Annotated in this window: 17 protein-coding genes, 8 tRNA genes and 1 pseudogene; 18 read left to right on the top strand and 8 right to left on the bottom strand. The window is 41.3% G+C overall.

The annotated features are described in order from the left end of the window. The first annotated feature begins 59 nt into the window (after window positions 1-59). Window positions 60-4,638 (top strand): annotated as a pseudogene (locus HYG89_RS08905) (Hpt domain-containing protein). A gap of 3 nt (window positions 4,639-4,641) precedes the next feature. Beyond that, on the top strand, window positions 4,642-5,100 hold the full coding sequence (locus tag HYG89_RS08900) for a hypothetical protein (protein ID WP_167846162.1): 459 nt from the start codon (window positions 4,642-4,644) through the stop codon (window positions 5,098-5,100). 83 nt (window positions 5,101-5,183) lie between these two features. Here the strand turns inward: HYG89_RS08900 and dapE are convergent, their stop codons facing one another. From dapE to HYG89_RS08885, 3 genes are all read right to left on the bottom strand, one after another. Then, window positions 5,184-6,317, bottom strand: a complete 1,134-nt coding sequence (dapE, locus tag HYG89_RS08895; protein WP_178867149.1) for a succinyl-diaminopimelate desuccinylase — start codon at window positions 6,315-6,317, stop codon at window positions 5,184-5,186. Between the two features lie 141 nt (window positions 6,318-6,458). Then, window positions 6,459-6,605: an entericidin A/B family lipoprotein gene (locus HYG89_RS08890; RefSeq protein WP_004968261.1), complete on the bottom strand. Its 147-nt coding sequence runs from the start codon at window positions 6,603-6,605 to the stop codon at window positions 6,459-6,461. Window positions 6,606-6,725: 120 nt separating this feature from the next. Then, window positions 6,726-7,610 carry a DUF1853 family protein gene (locus HYG89_RS08885; RefSeq protein ID WP_178867147.1) on the bottom strand — a complete coding sequence of 295 codons (885 nt, stop codon included), beginning with the start codon at window positions 7,608-7,610 and terminating at the stop codon, window positions 6,726-6,728. A gap of 87 nt (window positions 7,611-7,697) precedes the next feature. Between HYG89_RS08885 and HYG89_RS08880 the strand changes: the two genes are divergently transcribed. The 11 genes from HYG89_RS08880 to HYG89_RS08830 all read left to right on the top strand — a co-directional run bounded on the left by HYG89_RS08880 (window position 7,698) and on the right by HYG89_RS08830 (window position 10,431). Beyond that, a complete protein-coding gene (locus tag HYG89_RS08880; RefSeq protein WP_004968265.1) occupies window positions 7,698-8,078 on the top strand; it encodes a YbaN family protein in 381 nt (126 codons plus the stop codon). A 9-nt stretch (window positions 8,079-8,087) separates the two neighbouring features. Next, on the top strand, window positions 8,088-8,612 hold the full coding sequence (gene elsL / locus HYG89_RS08875) for a cell wall-recycling L,D-carboxypeptidase ElsL (protein ID WP_131261501.1): 525 nt from the start codon (window positions 8,088-8,090) through the stop codon (window positions 8,610-8,612). Window positions 8,613-8,885: 273 nt separating this feature from the next. Then, window positions 8,886-8,961 (top strand) — tRNA-Val (locus HYG89_RS08870). Window positions 8,962-8,987: 26 nt separating this feature from the next. Then, a tRNA-Asp gene (locus HYG89_RS08865) sits at window positions 8,988-9,064 on the top strand. Between the two features lie 51 nt (window positions 9,065-9,115). Beyond that, a tRNA-Asp gene (locus HYG89_RS08860) sits at window positions 9,116-9,192 on the top strand. A 21-nt stretch (window positions 9,193-9,213) separates the two neighbouring features. Further along, window positions 9,214-9,289: transfer RNA gene (locus tag HYG89_RS08855), tRNA-Val, on the top strand. 14 nt (window positions 9,290-9,303) lie between these two features. Beyond that, window positions 9,304-9,380 (top strand) — tRNA-Asp (locus tag HYG89_RS08850). A gap of 101 nt (window positions 9,381-9,481) precedes the next feature. Then, window positions 9,482-9,557, top strand: a tRNA-Val gene (locus HYG89_RS08845). A 64-nt stretch (window positions 9,558-9,621) separates the two neighbouring features. Beyond that, a tRNA-Asp gene (locus tag HYG89_RS08840) sits at window positions 9,622-9,698 on the top strand. Window positions 9,699-9,799: 101 nt separating this feature from the next. Further along, window positions 9,800-9,875, top strand: a tRNA-Val gene (locus HYG89_RS08835). 94 nt (window positions 9,876-9,969) lie between these two features. Then, window positions 9,970-10,431 (top strand): DUF2750 domain-containing protein, encoded by a 462-nt coding sequence (locus HYG89_RS08830; protein WP_004977378.1) that lies wholly within the window; start codon window positions 9,970-9,972, stop codon window positions 10,429-10,431. A gap of 25 nt (window positions 10,432-10,456) precedes the next feature. On the opposite strand, the gene HYG89_RS08825 is transcribed toward HYG89_RS08830, so the two are convergent. From HYG89_RS08825 to yccS, 4 genes are all read right to left on the bottom strand, one after another. Further along, on the bottom strand, window positions 10,457-11,275 hold the full coding sequence (locus HYG89_RS08825) for a YdcF family protein (RefSeq protein WP_154320468.1): 819 nt from the start codon (window positions 11,273-11,275) through the stop codon (window positions 10,457-10,459). A gap of 167 nt (window positions 11,276-11,442) precedes the next feature. Continuing rightward, complete coding sequence (locus HYG89_RS08820) at window positions 11,443-14,061, bottom strand: sulfite reductase flavoprotein subunit alpha (RefSeq protein ID WP_178867178.1); 2,619 nt, start codon at window positions 14,059-14,061, stop codon at window positions 11,443-11,445. Between the two features lie 155 nt (window positions 14,062-14,216). Beyond that, window positions 14,217-14,777 (bottom strand): YcxB family protein, encoded by a 561-nt coding sequence (locus HYG89_RS08815; protein WP_004977388.1) that lies wholly within the window; start codon window positions 14,775-14,777, stop codon window positions 14,217-14,219. 147 nt (window positions 14,778-14,924) lie between these two features. Then, window positions 14,925-17,099, bottom strand: a complete 2,175-nt coding sequence (gene yccS, locus HYG89_RS08810; protein WP_131261543.1) for a YccS family putative transporter — start codon at window positions 17,097-17,099, stop codon at window positions 14,925-14,927. A gap of 251 nt (window positions 17,100-17,350) precedes the next feature. On the opposite strand from yccS, the gene HYG89_RS08805 reads away from it, so the two are divergent. The 3 genes from HYG89_RS08805 (at window position 17,351) to gltS (ending at window position 22,058) form a co-directional block, all read left to right on the top strand. Further along, window positions 17,351-18,535, top strand: a complete 1,185-nt coding sequence (locus tag HYG89_RS08805; RefSeq protein WP_178867177.1) for a multidrug effflux MFS transporter — start codon at window positions 17,351-17,353, stop codon at window positions 18,533-18,535. A gap of 400 nt (window positions 18,536-18,935) precedes the next feature. Then, window positions 18,936-20,201 carry a DcaP family trimeric outer membrane transporter gene (locus HYG89_RS08800; RefSeq protein ID WP_178867145.1) on the top strand — a complete coding sequence of 422 codons (1,266 nt, stop codon included), beginning with the start codon at window positions 18,936-18,938 and terminating at the stop codon, window positions 20,199-20,201. Between the two features lie 615 nt (window positions 20,202-20,816). Next, window positions 20,817-22,058, top strand: coding sequence for a sodium/glutamate symporter (gltS, locus tag HYG89_RS08795; protein ID WP_131261496.1), 1,242 nt, complete (start codon window positions 20,817-20,819; stop codon window positions 22,056-22,058). 91 nt (window positions 22,059-22,149) lie between these two features. Here the strand turns inward: gltS and chrA are convergent, their stop codons facing one another. Continuing rightward, window positions 22,150-23,376: a chromate efflux transporter gene (gene chrA / locus HYG89_RS08790; RefSeq protein ID WP_178867143.1), complete on the bottom strand. Its 1,227-nt coding sequence runs from the start codon at window positions 23,374-23,376 to the stop codon at window positions 22,150-22,152. A gap of 270 nt (window positions 23,377-23,646) precedes the next feature. Between chrA and HYG89_RS08785 the strand changes: the two genes are divergently transcribed. Both HYG89_RS08785 and HYG89_RS08780 read left to right on the top strand, forming a co-directional pair. Then, window positions 23,647-24,621 (top strand): patatin-like phospholipase family protein, encoded by a 975-nt coding sequence (locus tag HYG89_RS08785; RefSeq protein WP_171501123.1) that lies wholly within the window; start codon window positions 23,647-23,649, stop codon window positions 24,619-24,621. 355 nt (window positions 24,622-24,976) lie between these two features. Beyond that, complete coding sequence (locus HYG89_RS08780; RefSeq protein ID WP_165492551.1) at window positions 24,977-25,147, top strand: hypothetical protein; 171 nt, start codon at window positions 24,977-24,979, stop codon at window positions 25,145-25,147. The last annotated feature ends 189 nt before the right edge of the window (window positions 25,148-25,336 follow it).

Genomic DNA, 25,336 nt, shown 5'->3' with positions numbered 1-25,336 from the left:
GGATGGTTACAATTAAGTTGAAGTGCCTTTTGGTGCTGAAAACGTAAGAAGCCTTAGCTATGAAAGAAATATTAAAAAATTTAGTCGAAACAATGACGCTTCCTGAAGATAGTTATCTTGAGCAAGATGCGGAAATTCTTGAAATTTTTGTCGAAGAAATTGAAGAAATCTTCGAAGAATTAAATCCATTATTTACAACTTGGTTTGCGAACCCAACAGATCAAGAAACTTTAGTGACTATTCGTCGTCACTTTCACACTTTAAAAGGCTCGGGTCGCATGGTGGGTGCGAAGTCTGCGGGCGAATTGGCATGGACGGTTGAAGATACTTTAAACCGTGTGCTTTCGGGTGCGGTAACACTCAATACTGATATTCAAAAATACGCAAAAACTGTTTTAAATATTTATCAATACAAGCTTTATCCAATTTTTAAGCAAGTCGGTTTAATTGATCTTGATTTACGCCCATTGGTGCTTTTAGGACAACAATTACAGCAAAACCAAAGTCCTGAACCTGCATTGGAAGAGTTGCTGATTTTAGCGGATCAACTGACTGCAACTGATATGCCGACAGGACTAGAATTGGCGGATGCTGCAGTTGAAACAGCAGCTGTCGCAGCAGTTGAATCATCTGAAGATGTAATGACTGCTGAAGAAATGCTGCATACAGAAGTTGAACAAGAAGCGGCTGCTGATGCGAGTCTATTGGCTGAAACTCTGGCTATTTTTGTAGAAGAAGCTGAAGAGCATTTAGCGACCATTGATCAGTTCTTGGCGCAAGATCAGATTCACTCACAAGACTATAATGGCTTAATCCGTGCTTTACATACACTGCGCGGCAGTTCGTCTATGGCGCAAATTGATCAAGTTTTTCAAGCCAGTTCTAAAGTTGAAAACTTGTTTAAAACGTTTGTACAAGATGAAATTGAATCTACATCAAAAGAAACTGCGCTGTTGGTGCAATATGCAGAATTTGTCCGGGATTATCTGCATGTACTTCGTCAAGGTCACTGTGATGGTTTAGATGTAATCTATGCAACTTTTAATAAAGCATGGGATAGCTACGGCTTTAGCACCAGCGATACAGAAGACTCTAATCCTCAAGGTTTAGTATCGAAGCTAATCGAACTGAATATTGATCGTTTACTTGATGCCGAATTTGAATTTGATAAATTGGCGCAAGCGCAATTCCCAAGCTATTTAGAAGAACTCAGCGCACAAGCACAATTATTGGTAGAGCATACCGATAACCGTGCGTCTGTGGGTATCCATCAATTTACTGAAGAACTTAAAGCCGCTTACGACAGTGTTTTAGCCAAGCCAATCTTGCTTAACTCTGAATATGGTTATGAGTTATTTGCACAGGCGCGCGCACCAAGAGTTTATTCATTTATTCGATACCTTGGCTGCGGGACAGCGTGTTACGGTTACAGAAGACATTCAGAAAACCTTAAATGACTTAACTGCATTTGTGCAGCAAGACATTGATGCAATTGCACTTGAAGATGCTGAAACATCAGTGAGCGACAATGCTGTAGAAACAACAGTTGTTGCAGAACCTGAAGCGGTGCCTGCTGCAGTTGCTAGCGAAAATTCGGGCACAGTGAATTTGGCGCAATTGTCACAACGTATTGCATCAGATCAACAAAACATGCATGCCGATGATGCCAACAAAGACTTCGATCCTGACTTGCTGGATATCTTCTTGGAAGAAGCAGAAGAGCTTTTGGTGGGTATGGATGAAGATGTTAATACTTGGTCAAAAGACGCCAGCGATACTTCGGCTTTAAACAACTTAATGCGTTATTTGCACACTTTAAAAGGTGGTGCAAATATGATTTCTGCGACGCATATTGGTTTAATTGCACACAACCTTGAGTCGATTTACGAGCGTATCATTAACAACCAAATTGTTGTTTCACCTGCGTTAATTCAAATTATTCGTTTGGTGCAAGATGATATTGCAGACCGTATTCAGACCATTCGTGATGAGCGTGTGGACTATGCTGCGCCAGAGTCGATTGCAATTTTAGGCAACATTGTTAGCTTGGCACAAGGCGATGCAGATGTGTCAGTTGCAAGTGCGACAACCGCAGCGCAGCCTGAACAGACTATTGAGGCAGTAGAAGAGGTTGATGCACAGCCTGAGTTGGCGGTAAAAGCGTTGCAAGATACAACTGCAGATTTAGCTGAAGATGACGCAGTTATTGCTGATGATGCACATTTTGAAGACGCTGCTGCTACGGTATTTGAGCCGATCACAGAAACTGCAAGTCTTGAAGCAAGTGCTGAATCTGAAGATGAGCAATTACATTCAATTGTGGTTGAGACTTTCCGAGAAGAAGCGGAAGAAATTTTGGATGCTGCAGATCAGCGCTTGAAACAATGGTTTGAACAGCGTAGTGACCGAAGTATCTTGCTTCAATTACAACGTGCGGCGCACAGCTTAAAAGGCGGTGCACGTATGGCTGAAATTGAGTCTGTTGCGCAAATCGCCTATCAACTTGAAAGTGCCTTTGAACAGTTTGCTGTGCATCAATTTAACTCAAATGTTTATGATGCTTTATTGCAAACCACGTTGGCGTGGTTGCGTGATGCAATCTTCAAAGCAGATTACAGCAATTATGACAGCTTAAAATCTAGCTTGTCGGCGATGCAGTTTGTAGATGTATCTGCGCAATTGCCCGAGCGTTTAACGCATACCGACTTGTTATCGCCAAGCCGTAGTTATGAGTTTGTTCAGGGTGATGGTACAGAGCCACCTGCAATGTCGGGTGAGTGGGGCGAAACCACACAGCTGGATAATAGCAATGAGATGATTCGTATCTCTGCCGATTTAGTCGAGAAGATGATTGACTTGTCAGGCGAGAACTCGATTAACCGTTCACGTATTGAAATGGAGCTTGGGCAACTAGGCGGTACGTTGAATGAGATGGAATTGGCGATTAAACGTCTTGCCGATCAGTTACGCCGAATGGAAGGCGAGCTGGAATCGCAAATTATTGCCAAGCATGGTTCTGAAAACTCACGTTATGCAGACTTTGACCCATTAGAGATGGACCAATATTCATCGTTGAATCAGTTGTCTAAATCTCTGGCGGAATCTGCATCGGACTTGGTGGACTTTAAGAGCACCTTGGCTGAAAAAATTCGTGATGCCGAAGGTTTGTTATTACAACAATCACGTATTCAGGCTGAAATTCAAGAAAGCTTGATGCGTACACGCCTTGTACCATTCTCACGTTTATTGCCACGTTTACAACGTATTGTGCGTCAGACTTCATCGACCTTAAACCGTCCGACAGAACTGGTGGTTTATAACACTGAAGGTGAATTAGACCGTACCATTCTAGAGCGTTTGGTGACACCGTTTGAACACATGCTGCGCAACGCGGTCGACCATGGGATTGAAGACCCTGCACAACGTGCTGCAGCCAATAAACCTGAAGTTGGTAAAATTGAACTGAACATTACCCGTCAAGGCACAGATGTTGTGGTGACTTTTGTGGATGATGGTAAGGGTATTGATGATGCCAAGATTAAAGAAAAAGCATTGAGCTTAGGTTTAATCAAAGCCGATCAGAATTTAGATAAAAACGAAATTCTGCAATACATTTTCCACCCAGGCTTTACAACAGCACAATCGGTTACACAAATTTCAGGTCGTGGCGTTGGTTTAGACGTGGTGCAAAGTGAGATTAAGGCGCTCGGCGGTCACGTTTCTGTAGATTCAACATTAGGTCAAGGCACAACCTTTAGTATTCGTGTACCAACGACGGTTGCGGTATCCGATGCCTTAATGGTTAAAGTTGGTGATCAACAATTTGCTGTACCGTTGGCGCAAATTGACCGTATTGTACGTATTGCACCAACCACTTTGGAATCTTACTTCAACAGCAATGAAGATTTCTTCCAAATTGACAACCAGAACTACAAGTTACGTTACTTATCTGAGTTCGTTGGCAATCAGCCATTACCGCGTTTAAGCCATGTGGGTCATTCACTACCTGTTCTGTTAATTAAAGGCAGCACAGGTCAAACCATTGCTTTACTAGTCGATCAGTTGATTGGTTCGCGTGGTCAAATTGTTGTGAAACCAATTGGACAACAGTTCTCAAGCATTGGTGCAATTGCAGGCGCAACTATTTTGGGTGATGGTCAAGTTTGTTTGATTTTGGATGGTCAGAACATTGCCCGTCAAATTCTTGCAACGCAACGTACTAAACAAGCCAGCGATCAACGTGATAGCCAACGTCGTGATACACGCCGCTTAATTATGATTGTGGATGACTCAGTCACCGTACGTAAAGTAACTTCACGTCTGCTTGAGCGTCAAGGTTATGACATCGTGACTGCCAAAGATGGTGTCGATGCCATGGAGCAGCTTGAAAACGTCAAACCTGACTTGATGTTACTGGATATTGAAATGCCACGTATGGATGGTTTTGAGGTGACTAACCTTGTACGCCACCACGACATGCATAGCAATCTGCCGATCATCATGATTACGTCACGTACAGGTGAAAAACACCGCGAACGAGCGTTTAGCTTGGGTGTGACGCACTACATGGGTAAACCGTTCCAAGAGGCAGAATTGCTTGCCAATATTGAACAATTATTAGCAGTTAGTCAGGGGTAAACGATGAGTCAGACGAATAGTCCAAATTTACTCGGGCAAATCAGTCAGCAAGAGCTGCAACATTTAATTACCGTATCTACCGGTTTTATTGATGCTTATATTGTTGAATGTCATGGTAAACAACCGATGCTGATACCTCAAAATATTGTGTTGTCAGCGCTGGATAACGCCACTCAAGTTAAAACTGTGGAATGGCACGAATCGCAATTGCCTGTTTATGCAGTCAATGACCCAGAGAAAAAAATGGGCGTGGCACTGGTCATTGAAGGTGATGAAATGGAGCAGCGTTTTGCTTTGATGTGCAATGAAATGCCTAAAACACTGCGCTTGCGTATTTCTGAAGTAGTGGATGATGACCAACAAACCACGACTGATCCTGCGGTATTCCAATATGTCCGTATGGGTGAGCAGGTCTTTCATGTACCAAATTTACAATACATTCAAGAAAACTTGACGGCTTAAACGCAATTTTTCTCCGTTGTAAAATAGAAAAGGAACTCAAAATGGAGTTCCTTTTCTGCTTCATGCAACTAATCTTATAGGGTTTAAGTCAATAACCCTTCCAAAATCTGTTTATAAATTTCTGCTAATGGCTCTAAATCAGCCACATCAACATGCTCGTTAATTTGGTGAATGGTGGCATTGAGTACGCCTAATTCCAACACTTGCGCACCTGTTGGCGCAATAAAGCGACCATCAGATGTACCGCCACTGGTCGATAATTCTGTTTCAACACCTGTGACATTGCGAATGGCTTGACGTGCAGCATTAACCAATTCACCTACAGGGGTTAAAAATGGCAAACCTGAAAGCGTCCACTCGATTTCATAATCCACTTGATGGCGATCTAAAATTTCCAAGACGCGAGCTTTTAGTTCATCTGCAGTCACTTCAGTCGAATAACGGAAGTTAAAGGTCACCGTCATATTGCCAGGGACAACATTGGTCGCGCCTGTTCCTGCTTGAATATTTGAAATTTGAAATGAGGTGGCAGGGAAGTATTCATTGCCATGATCCCACACCGTTTCACAAAGTTCCGAAATCGCTTTAGACGCGGTATGAATCGGGTTAATTGCCAAGTGTGGATAAGCCACATGACCTTGTTTACCCTTTACCGTTAAGACACCATTAAGCGAACCGCGACGCCCATTTTTAATAATATCGCCTAATTTATGGGTACTTGAAGGTTCACCCACCAAACACCAAGTCATTTTTTCATGACGTGCTTCCAACGTTTCTACAACTTTTACGGTGCCGTTAATAGAGGGGCCTTCTTCATCTGAGGTGATTAAAAAGGCAATTGAGCCTTTGTGGTCAGGATGTTTGGCGACAAAGCGTTCAGAGGCAACGACCATGGCTGCCAATGCTGTTTTCATGTCGGCACTGCCACGACCATAAAGTTTGCCATCACGAATTTCAGGTACAAATGGATCGGTATTCCATGCGTCTAAATTGCCTGTCGGTACAACATCTGTATGACCTGCAAAGCAAAAGACAGGTGCTTCTGTACCTTTACGCGCCCAGAGGTTATCTACATCGTCAAAACGCATAGATTCAATCTTAAATCCAATTTTTTCTAAGCGTTCTGCCATGAGGTTTTGACAGTTGTGATCGACAGGAGTGACAGACGGTTGGCGTAAAAGCTGAAGGCTTAAATCCAGAGTAGCAGAAGAGGTCATGAGAGTTTCAGACGTTTATCAAGAGTAAGTGCTAATAATAGGGGAATAATGCAACAAAAGTGAAATTTTAGCGTGAAAAAACCTTGTCCGAGAACAAGGTTTTTTGTGGTTTTTGTGAAGATATTCGTGAAATACTCAGAATTATTTGCGAATTTCTTGTTGGGTTTTTTCAGCAGTGTTACTCACCGCATGACCTGCAGAAGATACGTCTTCGCCCACGCCTTTAATTGTATTACAACCCGTTAAAACAAAGGTTAATAGCAGTGAAGTCACTAGAATTTTTTTCATGATCATCTCCAATATGCTCTAGATAGATTATTTTGATGTGTTTTTTAGCTTAGGAAATAAACAGAATAATAAATAGGCAACTTTTATGGTGCTTACGTAATAAAATGTTGAAACAGTTATTCAGCGTGTTAAAGGGGGATAGCTAATCAGCGGTGCAGCACGATACATATAAAATTGTGAATGTGCCGCCCGATAATACAAGCCATCTCCCCACCATTGATTCGGTAGGCTACTGGCTTGAGCATTTTGACAAATCCATTCATGACGTTGTAGGCGATAAAACCGTTCTGCTTGGGCAGGAATATCACTCCCCCAAAGACCTAAACGACGAGCGCGATTAATCCAGTGTGGCGTAAGTGTTGTAGATGATTGTGCCAAGTGATGTATGGTGAAATACAATTGTCCTTTGAGTACAGCAAAACGGCGTTGAATCGGCACATCCAAGGCTTGCTTAAATTGAAATTGCTTTTGACTAAAATGATTCAGTTTACGCGCCAAAGTATCGGAGCGGTTTAAACCATACCAGTGTGCCAAAGAGCAATCCGCTTCGGCTAAATAGTATTTTAATGCGACTTCCCAATGTTCAACCTGCTGTGTGCCATGGTTGTGCAGTAAAAAATCCAGTTCACCCACAGTTTTAGCGCCATCAATAATTTGAATACTGTGTCCCAATAATTCGAAGGGATGATAATCACGATCACGCAGCCAAAACCACATCAGCATTTCAAAGCGTAAGCCTAAACGGGTGCTTTTCAGTTGATTTAAAAAGTCGTACACTGCTTCTGGATGTGAATCTAAATAGGCTAAACGTGATTGATAAGCGTGATAATGCTGCTGCCAAAAAGTATCTGAATGGAATTCAAAAGCATGTTGAATGGGCAATTGCTCAGGCACAGCACATAAAATATTCGGACTTGCCACACTAAAAGCCAACTGACGGATGAGTGGGGTTTTGTAGGTCAGCCATACTTCGGGCAGAAGTTCGGGTTGATACAACTCAATCATTATGAATCCATGCTGAAAAATGCAGAATTACAACGGAAAATTAAAAAACGCTTTATACTACCGCAATTCGTAGTTTAGGACAGTGGTATGCAAAGCTTGTTATGGCGAAGTTTAGTGGTGATCTTTGTCATCCTTGGCTTTATTGGTGCATTGTTGCCGGGTATGCCTACTACAGTTTTTTTGATTTTAGCAGCTTGGGCATCGTCACGCGGTTGGCCGCAAATGGACAACTGGTTACTGAATCATCCTAAATATGGCAGTACACTCAGAGATTGGCGCGCCAATGGTACTGTACCGCGTAAAGCCAAATGGTTTGCAACGATCATGATGAGTATTAGTGCCGTGATCATGCTGTTCACAACTGCGCCCGTTGCGGTCAAAATTTTTACCAATACCACCATGTTGGTGGTGTGTATTTGGTTGTGGTTACGTCCTGAACCACAGCCGCCCACGAAAGAAGAAGAATAGGGTAGCGCAATGTCTTTTTTATACACACAAGCAGATATTTTGATTGATTTAGCCGAGCAAACTTTATATTTGCCGAAGCATCAGAAACTCTACGTCATCTCGAGTGGTGTGAATGGCATTGGTGAAACTGAAAATAGTGGTAAAACACCACGTGGCTGGCATGAAGTCGCTTTAAAGTTTGGTGAAAATGAACCTGAAAATGCAGTGTTCATTGCACGTCAACCGACAGGGGAAATTTACAATTTAGATTTAGCTGAACAATTTCCTGAACGAGACTGGATTTTGAGCCGCATTTTATGGCTCAGTGGTTTGCAAGAAGGTTTTAATCAAGGCATCGGCTGCGATACTTTTCAGCGTTATATTTATATACATGGCACACCAGACACAGAACCGATGGGCATTCCTGCATCGCATGGCTGTATTCGGATGCGTAACCACGATATTTTAGAATTGTTTGAACTGATTCCAGAAAAAGCCTTGGTTTATATTTCTGAACACAAGCTAGATTTAAATAGCTTAGGGTTGCTTGGTTGATGGTGCGTTGATGGTGCGAGTTAATTGAATAAAGTTGTATCTATCACAACATAAAAAACCAACATATTGAGCAGATAGATTGCAGAGCTAACAAGTTGAAAAGCACATTAATTTTGCTTGAAAACTAAAATAACTTGCAGAATTTGTTTGTTTTTATAGCGGATCACCTATTTTTTAATCACTCAGTCACAAAAAACTGAAAACAAGCCGAAAAGCGTTTGACAGGCGGTAAAGATTCTCTATAATGCACCTCACAAACGATAAAGACGTTAAGGGCGCTTAGCTCAGTTGGTAGAGCGTCTGCCTTACAAGCAGAATGTCGGCGGTTCGATCCCGTCAGCGCCCACCAAGCCTTTACGTTATAGATTCTTACGTGCAGCGGTAGTTCAGTTGGTTAGAATACCGGCCTGTCACGCCGGGGGTCGCGGGTTCGAGCCCCGTCCGCTGCGCCACTTAAGATTCTTTAACCATTGTTTGTACCACAATAGTGACTTTGTGTAAGTGCAGCGGTAGTTCAGTTGGTTAGAATACCGGCCTGTCACGCCGGGGGTCGCGGGTTCGAGCCCCGTCCGCTGCGCCATTTACATAAAATTGCTTTTGAGGGCGCTTAGCTCAGTTGGTAGAGCGTCTGCCTTACAAGCAGAATGTCGGCGGTTCGATCCCGTCAGCGCCCACCAGATTCTTTTGCGATGCAGCGGTAGTTCAGTTGGTTAGAATACCGGCCTGTCACGCCGGGGGTCGCGGGTTCGAGCCCCGTCCGCTGCGCCATTCAAAAGAAAAGTTTAGGTTGCCTGATAGACTTAAACTGAAATGATGCAAAGTTTGACAGTTTTGCAAAATCAGAACAAAATATTGTTTTGATCTTATCAGGGCGCTTAGCTCAGTTGGTAGAGCGTCTGCCTTACAAGCAGAATGTCGGCGGTTCGATCCCGTCAGCGCCCACCATATTTTAGTATTTATGCTTGGCATACATACAAAAAAGACCTTAATTGCTTACGCAATTACCGTTGCAGCGGTAGTTCAGTTGGTTAGAATACCGGCCTGTCACGCCGGGGGTCGCGGGTTCGAGCCCCGTCCGCTGCGCCATTTTTCATTCCCTGATGTGAAAAATGTATTTCAAAGTTCAAGACGACGTTCTTTGCTTGTCTTGCATCATAAAAAATAACGATGTTATTTTTTAATCTTCAGGGCGCTTAGCTCAGTTGGTAGAGCGTCTGCCTTACAAGCAGAATGTCGGCGGTTCGATCCCGTCAGCGCCCACCATATCCTTTCATCCTCATTTATCTTATATTACTTGCGTATTGCAATAAATTCGCCTAAAATTTTTATTTAATAATAATACTAATATCCGTGACTTATGCGAAATCCTTATCAACGTAAAGCTGCATCTAAGCAAGCAACGCAAACTTATAATGCACAAGATATTTACAAGCAATTTATTGAGACCATTGTGTCTCAGGGGCATGTTTTTGCATTGTATGAAGATGGCTGGGCGCTCTGTGCCACGCCTACAGGGCAACGTGCTTTTGCAATGTGGCAAAATAAAAGTCTGGCAAAACTGTTAATTAAAGACAATTGGGCCAATTATCAAGTCGAAGAAATTTCACTGAAAGATTTTATTGAAAAAGTGATTCCATTTTTACGTCAGGAAGCCACCAATATTTCGATGAATCTAAGCCCAGAAGGGCAGAATGTATTGGTTGCCCCTGAAAAGTTATTGCTTGATCTAAAAAATTATTTGTATCAGGTGTATATGCAAAAACCTGAATTTTTTAAAGATATGCAAATTCCTTTACCACGCTCGATACGTTTGAATTAAGCGATCTGCTTGCTAGATTTTATTTTTAATACTCATTCAGCAGCCAACCACTGATATAAGCAAAATACTCGCGTAACCATGCGTTATAGCGGGTATAGAGTGGTGTCGTTGCACTGAGCATGCTGAACTGTGTGTATCCTTGTCGTTTGGCAATGGCTGCTGCACGTGGTGTGTGAAAGTCGCTGGTGACAATTATAATCGGTTGGGTTTTATCTGTGCCTAATGTATGCAGCAAGGGCTGACTGTTTTTCAAATTAAATGCCGTACTGGTGCTTTGGGTTTCCAAGATAATGTGTGATGCTGCAATTGCATAACGTTGTTGCAAATAATTAGACATCACCTGTGCTTCAGTGAGTTGTTCCGCAAATGCAGGGCCACCACTAACAATGAAATAACTTTGAGGATGCTCCAAGGCATACGCGGCTGCAGTATCCAGTCGTTTGGCGAGCGTGGGCGATGGTTGTCCATTTTCAATGCCACTGCCGAGTACAATCACCACTTTAGCATTGTTGGTTACAGTATTTTGCTGCTGTGTACTGAAATGAATATAAGTAAAAAAGATCAGCAGGCTGATGCACCACAGCCAAAATACGCCCCAACCGAATTTCCACAGCCAATCTAAGCGTGTATGTTGTTTTAAGTAGCTTTGAATCCAAGTATAGAAAATGGCATAACACAGCAGCATCATGCCTATTAAAACAGGTAAAACGGTGCCGAAATGAATTTTCTTTAAGCTGATGAGATAGGCACCATCCAATACTAAAATTAATCCAATTAGGCTACTCAATATTCTTTTAAATAGACTAAATTGTGTTTGTACGTGACTTGCTTGCATGCCTTGCATAATTTTATTGTACTGTGATGCTGTACAAACAGTATAGCCGAAGCTGCTGAAAAATTTTGCCTCAACTGAATTATGTTTCGGCTGAGGCTATGGATAAAACTTGGGTGAATTGCCAAGTTTTAGCTATAGAGCTACAGCGCAAGCCATTTAAAAAGTGTCAACAAATCCTAATACACATCTCGGCGATAACGTCCTTGCTGACGTAATTGTTCCAGTTGAGTCTCACCCAAAATATCTTTTAAGGCTTGGTCGACATCACTGGCCATGCCTTGAATGCTACCGCAGACATAAATCACGGCATTTAGTTCAATCCAGCGTTTTAATTCTTCAGCCTGTTCGCGTAACTTATGGTGTACATAGACTTTTTCGGCTTGATCACGGGAAAAGGCCAAATCAAGGCGTTGTAGCATACCTGTGCTTTGCCAAGCCTCGATGGTGTGCTGATAAAAGTAATCGTGCGCTTGCTGACGTTCACCAAAAAACAACCAGTTTTGGGTGTAATTCAGGCGGGTACGTGCATGCAATAAGCTCATTAATCCTGCAAGCCCTGTACCGTTGCCAATACAAATAATTGGGCGGTCATCATCAATTAAATGGAAAGATGGATTATTGCGAATGCGTAATGCGATATTTTGCCCAAGTGCAGCATGTGCAGTTAACCAACCTGAACCTAAGCCAAGCTCGCCTTGAGCATCGAATTTTTGACGCACCACAAGTCTTAAAACCTGTTGTGAAGGAATACTGGCAATTGAATATTCACGACTAGGCAAGGGTGAAAGTTGTGCCAATAATTCATCCGCAGTTTTAAATGTCTGAATTGGCGCGGTGAGGTCTTTATCTGCCAAAGCCTGTACTAAGGTTTGCTGACCATCAGCAAGAATTGTATTGGCATCGAGTTGATGCTGTTTTAAAAAGGCGTGAATCCGTGCAGTGCTGTTTTCAGGCTGAATTTCTGCAATATCACCTGCAGACCAATGCACATCATGTTGTGCTAACAGTTCAATATTGAAGGCGGGTGCGCCTAAACTGTTGGGATTTAGCAAGTCACGTTGCTGTAAGGTCCATGTATCAAAAGTTTTTTCGATATGCATACTTGGTAAGTCAAGTTGTGTGACCTGTACCAAAGCCTGATTCCAACGCTGTATGTCTGCAGGATTGGCATTATTTACTTCAATGGTATTGAACAAGGCATGTGCTTGATTACGTTGCAGCCATGCAGCAATCGTATGTCCAAAACGGCAGTAATGATCTGCATATTCACGTGAACCTAAAGCCAGTACTGCATAACGCAAATGACTCAGGTCACAGGTTTGCGGTAGGATTTTTTTCACAAAACTTGATGTCAAATCGGGTGCATCACCTGTGCCATAGGTGCTGGCAATACATAACAGTTGGGTGGTGTTTTTAAGGTCTTCAAGGCTGAGATGTTGCAGAGCTTTGACTATGACAGGTTGATGTGCCTCTTGCAGACTAGTTGCAGTACGCCATGCCAATTGTTCGGCAGTACCTGTTTGGCTGGCATAGACGATGAGCCAGTGTTCAGCATTTGGGTCGATCTGAAATTGAGTGTGGATTTGACGTGCAGCAAGAGTCAAACGCTTTTGTTTACGACGTTTTAAATACAACATCCAGCCTGTGATGAAAAATAGTGGCATCATCAAGGCAGAAAGCATTGCCAAAAATTGATAAACAGGCCCAAAGAAACTACCGCGATGCACAGGCAGCATACTGCTCATGATTTTTTCATTAAGCCGTTTGTCTACATATAATTCAAGTTGAGTAATACGTGCTTGTTGATAATCAAAAGTTGCCCTATTGCGGGCACGTTCATGTTGTGGAATGGCATCGACAAAGTTGATTTCAATTTCACTATTGGCATGTTTAGGCACATTAAAAGTGATGCTGGAATAATCCTGTCCCAATTGCTGCGGGAAATGCTGCCATGCCTGAGTCAATGCAAGATTGATTTGTGCCTGATCCAGTGTATTTTGTTTGGCTGGTTTTGTGGTATTTGGGCGATGTTCCGCAGTCTGCATTTGCGCAGCTTGATGGAGTGCTTGAGCATTTGAATTTACAGGTTTGTTGCGTCCATCTGCTTGCAATTGCGCTTGTGGTCTTTCCACACCCATGACTTTAAACATGCCATTGCGCCACCACTCATACGACCAATACAGTCCTGTGCATGCCAAAACTAGATAGAAAATCACGACCCACGTGCCCACTACGGCATGTAAGTCCCAAATAAAATTACGTCCTTTTAATTGAGGTTTGAGCGCAAACCATTGTTTAAATGAATGGCGTTTCGGCCAGCGTAGGTAAATGCCACTTAACACAAAGAACAACAACATGAGGGTACATGCGGCTGTAATTTGTTTACCAATAGGCCCTACGGTTAAGTTGCGGTGTAATTGCTGAATAAACTGGAAAAATTCACGTCCCCGAATTTCAGGCAACACTGCTGCCGAGTAAGGATTAATCAGGATATTTTGTCCACGTTTTGCACCTTCTTTCGCAATATTGATGGTTGAAGATGCAGCTGGGTCTTTTGCAACGGTGATGCTATTAATTTTATAGTCAGGTTGGGTACGCTGAAAATGTTGATAAATTTCTGCAGGGCTTAGTTTGGCTTTCTGCTCAACTTGTACCTGATAACTGTTCGGATTCATCCATTTTAGAATTTCTTGTTCGTAGGAATAAATCGCACCTGTCACGCCCATGAGTGACAAGATCAGTCCTGCAGTAATACCAAGGAACCAGTGAATTTGGAAAAAGGCTTTCTTCAGCATAAGCGTTGGTTGTTGAGTATGAATTGTGATGCAGAATAATGCAGAGATGAAGTTAATGCAAATGCTATTTATTCTCATTATCGTTCATTGTTTTAATTTTAAGCAAAAAAAACCTCCATCACAGGGGATAGAGGTTTATTTTTAAATAGGGATATTTAGATTTGCTTGGCTTCGCCTGCAGCTTCAGTCAAATGCTTGCGAATGGTGTTGAACGAAAAGTTCTTGCTGTCCATACGCTTAGGCAGAATATAAGCACCTTGCTGACCTTTTACTTTGAAGTTCATCAAGATAAACTCAGGGGTATTGTACCATTCATACACATCTTTCCAGCCAATTGCACCCACGCCTTCTTGAGCGCCCATTTGCTGACGCATCACGATACCGTGCGGCTGTACGCCTAAACGAATCCCTTTAATTTCTTGAACAGGAAATTCATTCATTTTTCGCTTAACGTACCATTCCAAGCCGTATTTACGCACGAGCAGGTAGAGCACCACACAGACAATGGCAACCCAGCAGAAAATTGTCGAATAATTTTTTAATAGCAGAATGCCTAAAATGGAAAGGGCAACAATCACACCCATAATAATCCATGCTTTCATGCCAATTTTATTGGTACTGCGCCAAATTACCAGTTGTGCGTGACGTTGTTCTTCTTCAGAAACTTCGTAGATCACAGGCTGTAGGGTATAGGCGTATAAACTTTTCGCGGTCATAGTGAAACTAACAAATTTAAAACTATAAAAAGTTTAGCATTAATTGCTGTCATGCAGTGAGTATATTGTCGCAAAATCATGCTAAGGTCGGTGAATACTTGTGCAGCTTAGGGCGAATAAGTAGGCACTGACCGTTTGCAGGATTGTTTATAAAGACGCCAGTTCAGTTGCGTCCTGATCATGTTCGTGGCTTAAACTTTGTTTTAAGCGACTTAATTGTTGCAAGATACTCATCATCAAAGATAATTGCTGCAAAATAATTAATGATTTTTGATCTTCTTCTTTGTTTTGGCTTAAACGCTGACGAATGGTTTGCAACATGTTGTGTGCACTTAAATCTGGCGTTTCATCTTTCAGTAAAGCACCTTGAATATCGTCCATTGCTTGATCGAGCAGCTGCAAGACTTCCTGATCGTCAATTTTGTCACGATGCGCACCAAGTGCAGCAATATAGCTAATAAAGGTGTGATTTAGACACAAGAACTCAAAGGCTTGAGCTTTTTGATTGGGGTCAAAATCAGGTTCGGTGGCGAGTGTTGAAATCAGTGAAGCAACTTCTGCATCGGTATTATGAGCAGCACGGCGCACGACACGATAATTCAAACCGTTGTTGCGTCCATTTTTATATTGTTCAATCACTTCTGCCAAATAGCCACATTGCGCGGTGAGTGAGCGGCGAATCGTGCGTGATAAACGACGGAATTTCCAATCGGGGAAGATAAAACTCACGCCAAACCATGCTAGCGCACAACCAATTAAGGTATCGACCATACGTGGCACAGCTGCGGCATAGCCCAAACCTTCTAGGTTAAAATTCATCAGCGCCAAAATGGTCATAAAGGCAGTGGCTTGTGCATATTGTTTACTGCGCAATTCAAAGAACAACATGCCACTAATCACTAAAACCAGTAATTGCCCTTCAACGGACGGTACAAAATATAAAATGGTGTAGCCGACTACAATCCCTGCTAACGTCCCAATAATACGCAAACGTAAACGCCGTTTGGTGGTGTTAAAGTTAGGCTGCATCACAAACAGGGCGGTCAGTAAAATCCAGTAGCCATATTGAATGTTGGTGACTTGCACAAAAATATAGCCAATCAACAGCACAATCGACAAACGAATGGCGTGGCGGAACAAAACCGATTCGGGGGTTAAATGCTGCTTAATCCGAATGACAATATCATCCCAACTTTTTAAGTCATCATCTTTCAGTTGCTGTTCAATATGTTTGGATTTATCCAGTTTAATATTACGTTCGGTTTCAAGGTTACGCAGTTGAGCATCAATTGATTTCAGGTTTTGGTATAAGGCAAACAGTGCATTAATCCAGACTTGGTCATATTGCTGTTCACTGCGCAGTTTTTCTAAAGACTGTTTAAGATTTTCAAAAGCATGTTTAAAACGCTTGTTATGCACATAAGGTTTACGGTGCAAAATGCTTTCGCTTAAATCTTTACAGGCTTTGCCCTGAATCGACAAAATGCGTTGGAAGCGAAATAAAATATCGCTGTGCTGAAATATTTTCGCCAGTTTTTGATAATCAATATGTGCAGAGTCGGCACGTTCGTGAATGTCTTGTGCGACAAAGTAATACTGTAAGCTACGTCGGGTATCTTTTTGCCCGCGGTCACCTTTTAAACGGGTCAGTAAAGCGGTTTTTAAGTCGTTAAAAATCGCAATTAATTTGCCATTTTCAAGTGATAAATCAATGATACTTTGTTGATAACTCGGTGCAGTCATATCCACATCAAATAGATTTGATTTGGCAAATAAAAAATCACCCAAAGAAGAATAACTGAGTGAAAGTTTGTCTTGTAAGGCACGAACAGGGAACAGTAAAAAGCTGATGGTCGAAATTAAGCCGTACCAAATTGCGCCCGAAACCAAAAGCAGCGGCTGCATGTACCAGTCATCAAATAGGTTGACGCCAAGCATGGAATAGACTGACACCACCAAACAGCCATAAGAAATGGTGGCATAACGTCGTCCAAGCGAACCGAGCAAAATTAAGACAATACACGACAGGATTAAGCCTGTAGCAAATAAAATAGGGTGTGGAAATAAAAACTGAATTGAAGTGGCGGTAACAAAGAAACCAATATAAGTATAGAGCTGATTGACAATACGCACCGAAAAACGGTCATCAATATCACTCAAACCTGCGGCAAGCACACCTAAAGTTAAAGGAATAGTGGCAAGCTGCATCCCCATAAAATAGGGAACAAAAGCAGTTCCCGCAAATGCAATGAGCATGCGGATGTTATACATAAATGTGGTGTTATAAGTCGCTTGTTTGAGCTTTATCAGCCAAGGTTTCAACATCGTTCCTTTAAGTAAACTTTTCTGTCTAAACAGAGATTTATGCTGCGAAATGAAAGGTTGCGTACATTGTAACTGTAGATGAGATATTTAGAGTGTTTAATATGTGAAAATTCATCTTTGATCACAACAAATCATACTATGGAGCGTGTAAGCTTGTCTGTACATCTGTCATTTCATCATAAAATATGAGCATATCGAAAACGCTGCCAAGTTCAAGCAGTACGCCACCATCTGCGCAACAACCCAACATGCGGCAATATTCGACTGCGTGGATTTTATTGTTGGCGTTATTGACTTCGCTTGGGCCTTTATCGATTGATATGTATTTGCCTGCCTTGCCCGTTATGGCAAGCGAGTTTGGCGTATCGACCCAAATGGTTGCAAACAGTTTACCAGCCTACTTTTTAGGTTTGGCTTTGGGGCAACTGATTTATGGGCCGCTGAGTGATCGGATTGGGCGTAAGCCGCCTTTATATTTTGGCTTAGCACTGTTTTCACTCGCCAGTATGTTGTGCGTGTTTGCACAAAATGAATGGGGACTGATTGCTGCACGTATTTTGCAGGCTTTGGGTGGCTGTGTAGGTGTGGTAATTGCACGAGCAGCTATTCGTGATCGCTTAGATTTGCAAACATCCGCTCAAGCTTTTTCGAGCATGATGATTGTGATGACCATTGCGCCCATTATCGCGCCTACGCTGGGGGCATGGGTACTTAGATGGATGAATTGGCAAGCTATTTTTGTAGTGCTGACCTGCGTTGGAGTTATTTGCTGTTTATGTGTGCACTTCTTTTTTAAAGAAACTTTGGCCAAAGAACGCCGTTTAAATTTGAATTTTCAGCAAGTCCTGACCTTATATTTCGCAATTTTAAAAGATCGTGATTTTCGTTTTCCAATGTTGGCAGGCTGTCTGACAGGTGGGGCATTGTTTTGTTATATCAGCGGTTCAAGTGCAGTCATGATGGATCAATATGGCTTGAGTGAAACGGCTTTTGCTTATGTGTTTGGTGCCAATGCGATTGGTATTATGTTGTTTTCGGCTTTGAATAAAAAAATCAGTGGCAAATTGGGTGTGCTGCAACGCTTAAAATTAGGCAGCATCATTCAACTGAGTGGTGCGGTCATTCTACTGCTTGCAGGTAGTTTGGGGTATGCACCTTTGGCATTGGTGATGGTCGGTTTATTTCTTGCCGTGTCTGGGATTGGTTTTACAGGCCCGAATGCCATGGCACTAGCTATGGCAAAACAAGGCGCACGTGCAGGAACAGCCAGTGCGGTCATGGGCAGTGTGCAATTCTTTTGTGGCTTGATTGGTGGAGTGTTACTCAACTTTTTAACAGGCAGTGCTTTGCTGAATATGGCTGTATTAATGCTGCTATTTATTGGGTTTGGGATGTTTGCCGTTTTTCATATTTTGCAACCTCAATCAGATTGAGTTGGGGTCAATACTTTTTCAAATGGTGATTTTTTTCGAAAAAATCGGGCTTTTTAACAGAACTGAAATATATACAATAGTCTAATGGTGGTGTAAATACTTGAATAATCAACCTATTTAAGGTGTTGAATTTTATATGGTTTAATTGTTTGAATCTGTAATTATGATTAATTGTGATTTCTTATTCGGGAAAACTGATTTTAATAAACGTCATAACTTGATAGATTGAAGCCTGTAATAAATGACACAAATTGTAATATTTTAAATATTTGGGTGTCTTGGACTATTTGGCAAAAGTGTTTTGATTTTTAAGCCATTTTTATAATTCGATGTGAAATCGATAGATGACGAACAAAATCATCATGCACGGATGCAGCGTTGTTTTATTTTGGAGAGATAAATGAGTCAATTACTCAACGGTCAATTTATGATCAAAGGTTTAGCTATCGCCGTTACAACATTAATGGTAGGTACTGCACACGCAGCAAAAACTGAGCAACAACAAATTCAAGAACTTCGTCAAGAAGTTGAAGCGTTAAAATCGTTAATTCAGCAACAACAGCAAGTACAACAACAGCAGCAAACTCAAATTGCCCAAGTACAACAGGCGAAGCCTGCTGCACCCGCAAGTGCATTAAGCAGCTTAAAGTCTAAATCAGGCGCAGATGTTTCTATTTATGGTTTTGTACGTGGTGATGCAAACTATGTTATTAAAGGTGCGGATAATGACTTTAACTCAGTACATACAAGTAAAGAAGAAGCAAGTGACAAATTACGTGCTACAGCAAAAGTAACCCGCTTAGGTTTAGACTTTAATACACCTGTTGGTGACAACAAAGTAGGCGGTAAAGTTGAGGTTGACTTTGCAAGCGGATCTGACAACTTGCGTATCCGTCATGCTTATTTAACTTTCAATGACTGGTTATTTGGTCAAACGACTTCAAGCTTTGCTTCAGTACATGCGCCAGAAATGATTGACTTTAGTACGAACATTGGTGGATCAGGTGGTTCTGCACGTGTGCCACAAGTACGTTATAGCCAAAAATTAGCGCCAGCAACTCAGTTATTTGTTTCTGCTGAAGAAGGTAATAGTAAGGCGACTAAAGATGGAGATTTGAGCTATCGTTTACCGGTTTTAACAGCAAAAGTGACTCAAGGTTTTGCTGAAGGTAAAGGTTTGGCTTCTGCACGCGCATTGGTTGAACATTATAAATCAGATGAAGCAAATGATGACAAAACAGGTTGGGGTGCAGCTCTAGGTGCGAATTACCAAGTTGCAGAGCCGCTTAAAGTATCTGCTGATGTTGCATATATGAAAGGCAACAGCAACCATCTATATGGCAGTAATTCAGCATATTCAGTTGTAGGTAATAGTATTGAACAAAACGAAGCAGTTGCTGTACAAGTGGGTGCAACCTATAATTTCTCACCTAAACTACGTTCAACTTTAGCCTACGGTGCTTTATTTGCCGATGATGGTACAGACTATGCGCGTATAAATGATGATGCTAATGAGAAAGTACAACAAGCGTGGATTAACTTTATCTATTCACCTGTAAAACCAGTCGATTTAGGTATTGAATATATCAATGGTGAGCGTGAAACTTTCAAAGGTCAAAAATTCAGTGATGACCGTGTAGGCTTTATGGCACGTTATAGCTTCTAAGTCACTCCTTTTGAGTACAATCCAAAACAGAGCTTAATTTTAAGCTCTGTTTTTTTATTTTGAAAATTTATGTTATTCACTCAATAACTTAAATTTTATTCACTTTTATAAAATGCTTTAACTTTCACTTATAGCTGAAAACAATCATTAAAATTTTTAGAAAAAACCGCAGAAAATAGCAGCTTTTTGTCAAAAAAAATGCATAATGATCGACCTTTAATCTTGCTGTTTTTTATCAAGTGGTTGAATATCTTTATCGGAAGGTATTTATCCACCTCAGATATTTTGGAGCTTATACGAGATTACCTCTCAGTGTTAAGCCGATTCAGTTGTTTGCACTCGAAGTCACCCCGAAAGTGAAAATACTGTCTTTTGTCTTTCTTTTCTTCTGTTCTAGGCAAACGCAGATGATAACGCTTGAGTGAAACCAAAGGATGGGTTGGCTGAGCGAAATGCATACCTCTTAAACTTCGGTCAAATACGATACTGTTTACATACTTTGTATTGCGGCATTTTTTAGTTGATTTAGAGTCATAGTGATGCAAATGCTTTGGTTTGCATAGACAGCTCTTCATCATATTAAAAACAATCTGCAATCACTATATGGATATTGCCATGGAATTTACTTTTAATGCGTTTTATACGCTGATTGCTGCGGTCATCGTCCTGCTCTTAGGGCGACTTTTAGTCAATAAAATTGATTTTTTAAAACGCTATAATATTCCTGAACCTGTTGCAGGTGGTTTGGTTGCCGCTATTGTTTCATTGTTGGTGAATCAATTTTGGGGTTATAGCATTACCACCAGTAGCGCATTGCAAACTAGCTTTATGCTTATTTTCTTCGCCTCGATTGGTTTAAGCGCGAACTTCACAAAATTGCGTCAGGGCGGAATCGGTTTAATTATTTTCTTGATTGCAATTTCCACATTTATTGTGTTGCAAAACATTGTCGGCATTAGTCTTGCAACATTGTTAGGTATTGATCCACTAATTGGTTTAATTGCAGGATCGATTACTTTAACTGGCGGTCATGGTACAGCAGGTGCGTGGGGTGAAATTTTAGAAACCCAATATGGTATTCAAGGTGCTTTGGCACTGGGCATGGCAAGTGCGACCTTTGGTTTAATTATTGGTGGTTTAATTGGTGGTCCACTGGCTAAAACTTTAATCAACCGTCATCAATTGGCTGTACCACGTACCGACGAACAAATTGAAAAACGCGATAATACGCCTGCGGATCAAGATTCCAATGAGTTTATTCCATTTGAATATCCGCATCAGGTTCGTTTAATTACAGCAGATAATGCAATTACTACTTTGGGTTTATTTGCTGGATGTTTGGCATTTGCCGAATTTATGACAGGCGCTGCCAAAGGCACGATGTTTGAATTACCAACTTTCGTTTGGGCATTGGCGGGCGGTGTGGTTCTGCGTAATGTCTTAGAAAGTATTTTTAAAGTTAATATTTTTGACCGTGCGATTGATGTGTTTGGGAATGCATCTTTATCGTTATATTTGGCGATGGCGTTGTTGTCACTCAAACTATGGCAATTGGCCGATTTGGCAGGTCCGTTGATGGTGATTTTAGGTGCGCAAGCACTCACAATGGCGTTATATGCAGCTTTTGTGACCTTCCGTCTTATGGGGAAAAACTACGATGCAGCCGTGTTGGCAGCAGGACACTGTGGTTTTGGGATGGGGGCAACGCCAACAGCAGTCGCCAATATGCAGGCCATTACCAATATGTATGGTCCATCTTATAAAGCGTTCTTGATTGTGCCGCTGTGTGGTGCATTCTTTGTCGATTTAATTAACGTTGCGGTGATTCAATCTATTCTAAAATTCTTTGGTGGCTAAGCTCCAAAGCATTCAGGCTTGATTCAGTCATCCACAAAAAATGCCAGTTCAATTGAACTGGCATTTTTATTTGATCTGTAGCATTTTTCATTTAAGCCATGAAATGCAAAAATGCTGTATAGACCAGAAAACTACCAATTAAACTGAGCCAAATAGGTAGTTTGGATTTTAATAATCCAATCACCAAAACAATAAACAGCAGATCAGCAATACTCAAAATATGACGCTGTGCCATTTCGAGCACCATATACAGCAGCAAACCGACTACAGCTGCATTAATACCTGTTACCGCATGACGGATATAGGCTTGCTGCATTAACCAAGACCAATAAGGCAAGGTCGCAAATACCAAAAAGAAAGACGGCAGAAAAATCGCCAACGTGGCTAAAGTCGCATTCAGCAGCGTTGATTCTGTCATTGGAATCAAACTGCCCAAATATGTTGCAAAGCTGAACAGTGGGCCAGGCACCAATTGCGCCATGGCATAACCCAAATCGAACTGTTCTGCACTGACTAAGCCTGTGCTAACAAAATCTTGATGCAATAAAGGCAAAATGACATGCCCACCGCCAAAGACCAAAGATGCGGCTTGATAGAAACTTAAATTAGCTGCATAGAGTAAATGAGGTTGTAGCCAGTTTAGACCTGACAGCACAATAAAGGGTGCAACAAAAAGTACTGCCCAAAATACAGCATAACGACGATGTTTGAGTAAATGTGCCGCAGTAAAATGCGTATCTGTCGCCGTTGTATTGGTGGATGATTGTGCAGCAGTTGGTGCTGCGCGTTTCGCCATCCAAATGCCAAAACAAGCTGCAATCAGAATCACTAAAACTTGATTGAAGCTCAATGGCACCAGATAAATAAATAGGGCAGAAGCAAACATTAAGGCATATTGCCAAACCGTTTTACAAAAACTACGCAACATTTGCCAAAATGCCCAAGCCACCACGGCCAATACGATCAGTTGAATACTGTGAAAGCTATTTGACGACAGTACATCTAAATATTGATGTCCCAAAACTGCAAACAAAGCCATAAACAACGCTGAAGGTAGGGTGAAACCCAACCAAGCTAGGACTGCACCCCAATAGCCTTTTTGCAAATAACCAATCGCTAACCCCACCTGACTACTAGTTGGGCCAGGTAAGAGTTGTGCAAGTGCGACAATTTGTGAATACTGGGATTCATCTAGCCATTTCAGTTGTTGCACAAAACGCTGATGGAAAAACACCAAATGCGCTGCAGGCCCACCAAAAGACAGACAACCTAATTGCAGAAAAATCCAGAATAATAAGGAATAAGAAGGTGGTTGCATATTATTTTAGATAGATTCAAATTGTGCGCCACTGTAGTGGCTAGACGTGACAGTTTAACGAATTACTACAAGGATCGGTTAAAATAATAGATAGACTATGGGCGCTCATGCAAGGTAAAAACAGAGAGCATAACTGTTGACGTTAAGAGGGTTGCTGTATCAAGTAGGCTGATCAACCTTGACACGATTGATGGTGAAATATCGACTGAAACCTATGGATTCAAGAAGGTCATTATGAAAATTGGGTATGTATCTCTTACAGCATTACTGATGGTGGGATGTCAGGTGGTGCCATCGCAGCAGCAATTTTCGACTCAAACTTTGCGTGAGTCGCAGCCCGTGGTTGAAGCAGAGTCGCGCCTGAATCAAATTGATTTTCGTCAGTTAAAACAACAAAAAAAACGTCCAATTGTTGCATTGGTTTTGGGCAGTGGTGGTGCTCGTGGTTATGCACATATTGGAGTAATTGAAGTACTTGAGCAGTACGGTATTCATCCTGATTTTATTGTGGGCAGCAGCGCAGGCAGCATTGTCGGTTCAATTTATGCCAGTGGTAAAAATGCACAGCAATTACGTGAAATTGCCATGAATATGAAAGCCAATGATGTGCGGGATGTGACTTTAGATTTAAAAGGCTTTTTTGATGGTAAAAAAGTTGAAAATTATGTCAATGCACAAGTCGATCAACTCCGTTTGGAGCAATTTAAAATCCCGATGTACGTGGTGGCGACTGAATTAAAAGAAGGCAAAAAAGTCGTATTTAATTATGGCAATACGGGGCAGGCAGTGCGTGCGTCAGTGTCTATCCCAAGTATGTTTGTACCTACTAAAATTGCAGAACATGAATATGTCGATGGTGGTTTAGTGAGCCCTGTACCTGTCAAGGTTGCACGCGATTTAGGGGCAGATATTGTGATTGCCGTGAATATTTTGGCGCAGCCTATTCATACTGAAACCAGTAATGTGTGGGGATTGTTTAACCAAAATATTAATATTATGCAAAAGCATTTGGCCAATGAAGAATTGAAACTGGCAGATGTGGTCATTCAACCCGATTTACGTGAAAAAGCCCATATTTTTGATGTAAAAGGGCGCGAAGCGACTATGCTGGCAGGTGCAGAAGCAACCGCAGCGCAATTAAATAAAATTGATCAGGTCTATCAACAGCATCATTATGCGCATGGGCATAGAATTGTAGACTATAAAGTGAGTAATACTTTTGGGCTTTATGGACAGTTTAAATAGCTGTCCAGATCCTTCATTTAGGTCAATTCAATGAAATCAACAGATTTAACTTAAGTCTAATTAGGTGCTTGATAAAAATAACTTTAATGTTAGATTTCTTAGATTTATTCTTTGTAAGTATTTGATATTATAGTTTAAAAATAAAGATACCCTAAAGATATCTAAATACTGAGATGAGGTATTTAGACTTAAAATCAATTTTTTAGCGTGTTCTTTCGCACTGTTTCCATTTATTCTATGCAGCATTTACTGAATTAGTTTTTTAAGCAGTTTACCAATTGAACATGCTTCCAAGACAGCCTAACTTTTGTGCTTCAGGACTTTAAAACTTTATAAAAAATCGAGGGGATACTTCATGCACGGCTTTGAAATTGGACAGCAGGTGAAACTTGCTACTATGGAGCAAGTTATTTTTACAGTGACGATGATTAATCCAGATGGTTCTTATGTGATTGAAGCTGCACTGAGTACTGAACAAACTTTGACTTATAGCAATGTGTCGCAGGAAATGCTGCGCTTGGCTTAAATGTCGCAGCGAAGTTTGAAAATTTACGGGGAAATTGAACTTTTTTTGTGTAAATTCGCCGAAATTTGCTTGAATAATCCATTGAATAAAAGATTTTAGATTGTTTTTTGAACACTTGAATCAGGGGGATTCACGTAATATTCAATTTGAACAAATATTCTAAAAAATTAGAAATGGATTAAAAAATAA

The organism is Acinetobacter sp. SwsAc5, from assembly GCF_013391485.1.
Lineage (GTDB): Bacteria > Pseudomonadota > Gammaproteobacteria > Pseudomonadales > Moraxellaceae > Acinetobacter > Acinetobacter towneri.
This window is presented reverse-complemented; position numbering and strand designations above follow the sequence as displayed.

Bases quoted from the DNA above. Each gene is read 5' to 3' on its own strand.
- elsL (WP_131261501.1), top strand. From the start codon at position 8,088: ATGTCTTTTTTATACACACAAGCAGATATTTTGATTGATTTAGCCGAG.
- HYG89_RS08820 (WP_178867178.1), bottom strand. From the start codon at position 14,061: ATGCTGAAGAAAGCCTTTTTCCAAATTCACTGGTTCCTTGGTATTACT.
- HYG89_RS08900 (WP_167846162.1), top strand. From the start codon at position 4,642: ATGAGTCAGACGAATAGTCCAAATTTACTCGGGCAAATCAGTCAGCAA.
- HYG89_RS08815 (WP_004977388.1), bottom strand. From the start codon at position 14,777: ATGACCGCGAAAAGTTTATACGCCTATACCCTACAGCCTGTGATCTAC.
- dapE (WP_178867149.1), bottom strand. From the start codon at position 6,317: ATGACCTCTTCTGCTACTCTGGATTTAAGCCTTCAGCTTTTACGCCAA.
- HYG89_RS08785 (WP_171501123.1), top strand. From the start codon at position 23,647: ATGGTGGGATGTCAGGTGGTGCCATCGCAGCAGCAATTTTCGACTCAA.
- HYG89_RS08880 (WP_004968265.1), top strand. From the start codon at position 7,698: ATGCAAAGCTTGTTATGGCGAAGTTTAGTGGTGATCTTTGTCATCCTT.
- HYG89_RS08780 (WP_165492551.1), top strand. From the start codon at position 24,977: ATGCACGGCTTTGAAATTGGACAGCAGGTGAAACTTGCTACTATGGAG.
- HYG89_RS08825 (WP_154320468.1), bottom strand. From the start codon at position 11,275: ATGCAAGGCATGCAAGCAAGTCACGTACAAACACAATTTAGTCTATTT.
- HYG89_RS08890 (WP_004968261.1), bottom strand. From the start codon at position 6,605: ATGAAAAAAATTCTAGTGACTTCACTGCTATTAACCTTTGTTTTAACG.
- gltS (WP_131261496.1), top strand. From the start codon at position 20,817: ATGGAATTTACTTTTAATGCGTTTTATACGCTGATTGCTGCGGTCATC.
- HYG89_RS08800 (WP_178867145.1), top strand. From the start codon at position 18,936: ATGAGTCAATTACTCAACGGTCAATTTATGATCAAAGGTTTAGCTATC.
- chrA (WP_178867143.1), bottom strand. From the start codon at position 23,376: ATGCAACCACCTTCTTATTCCTTATTATTCTGGATTTTTCTGCAATTA.
- HYG89_RS08885 (WP_178867147.1), bottom strand. From the start codon at position 7,610: ATGATTGAGTTGTATCAACCCGAACTTCTGCCCGAAGTATGGCTGACC.
- HYG89_RS08830 (WP_004977378.1), top strand. From the start codon at position 9,970: ATGCGAAATCCTTATCAACGTAAAGCTGCATCTAAGCAAGCAACGCAA.
- HYG89_RS08805 (WP_178867177.1), top strand. From the start codon at position 17,351: ATGCGGCAATATTCGACTGCGTGGATTTTATTGTTGGCGTTATTGACT.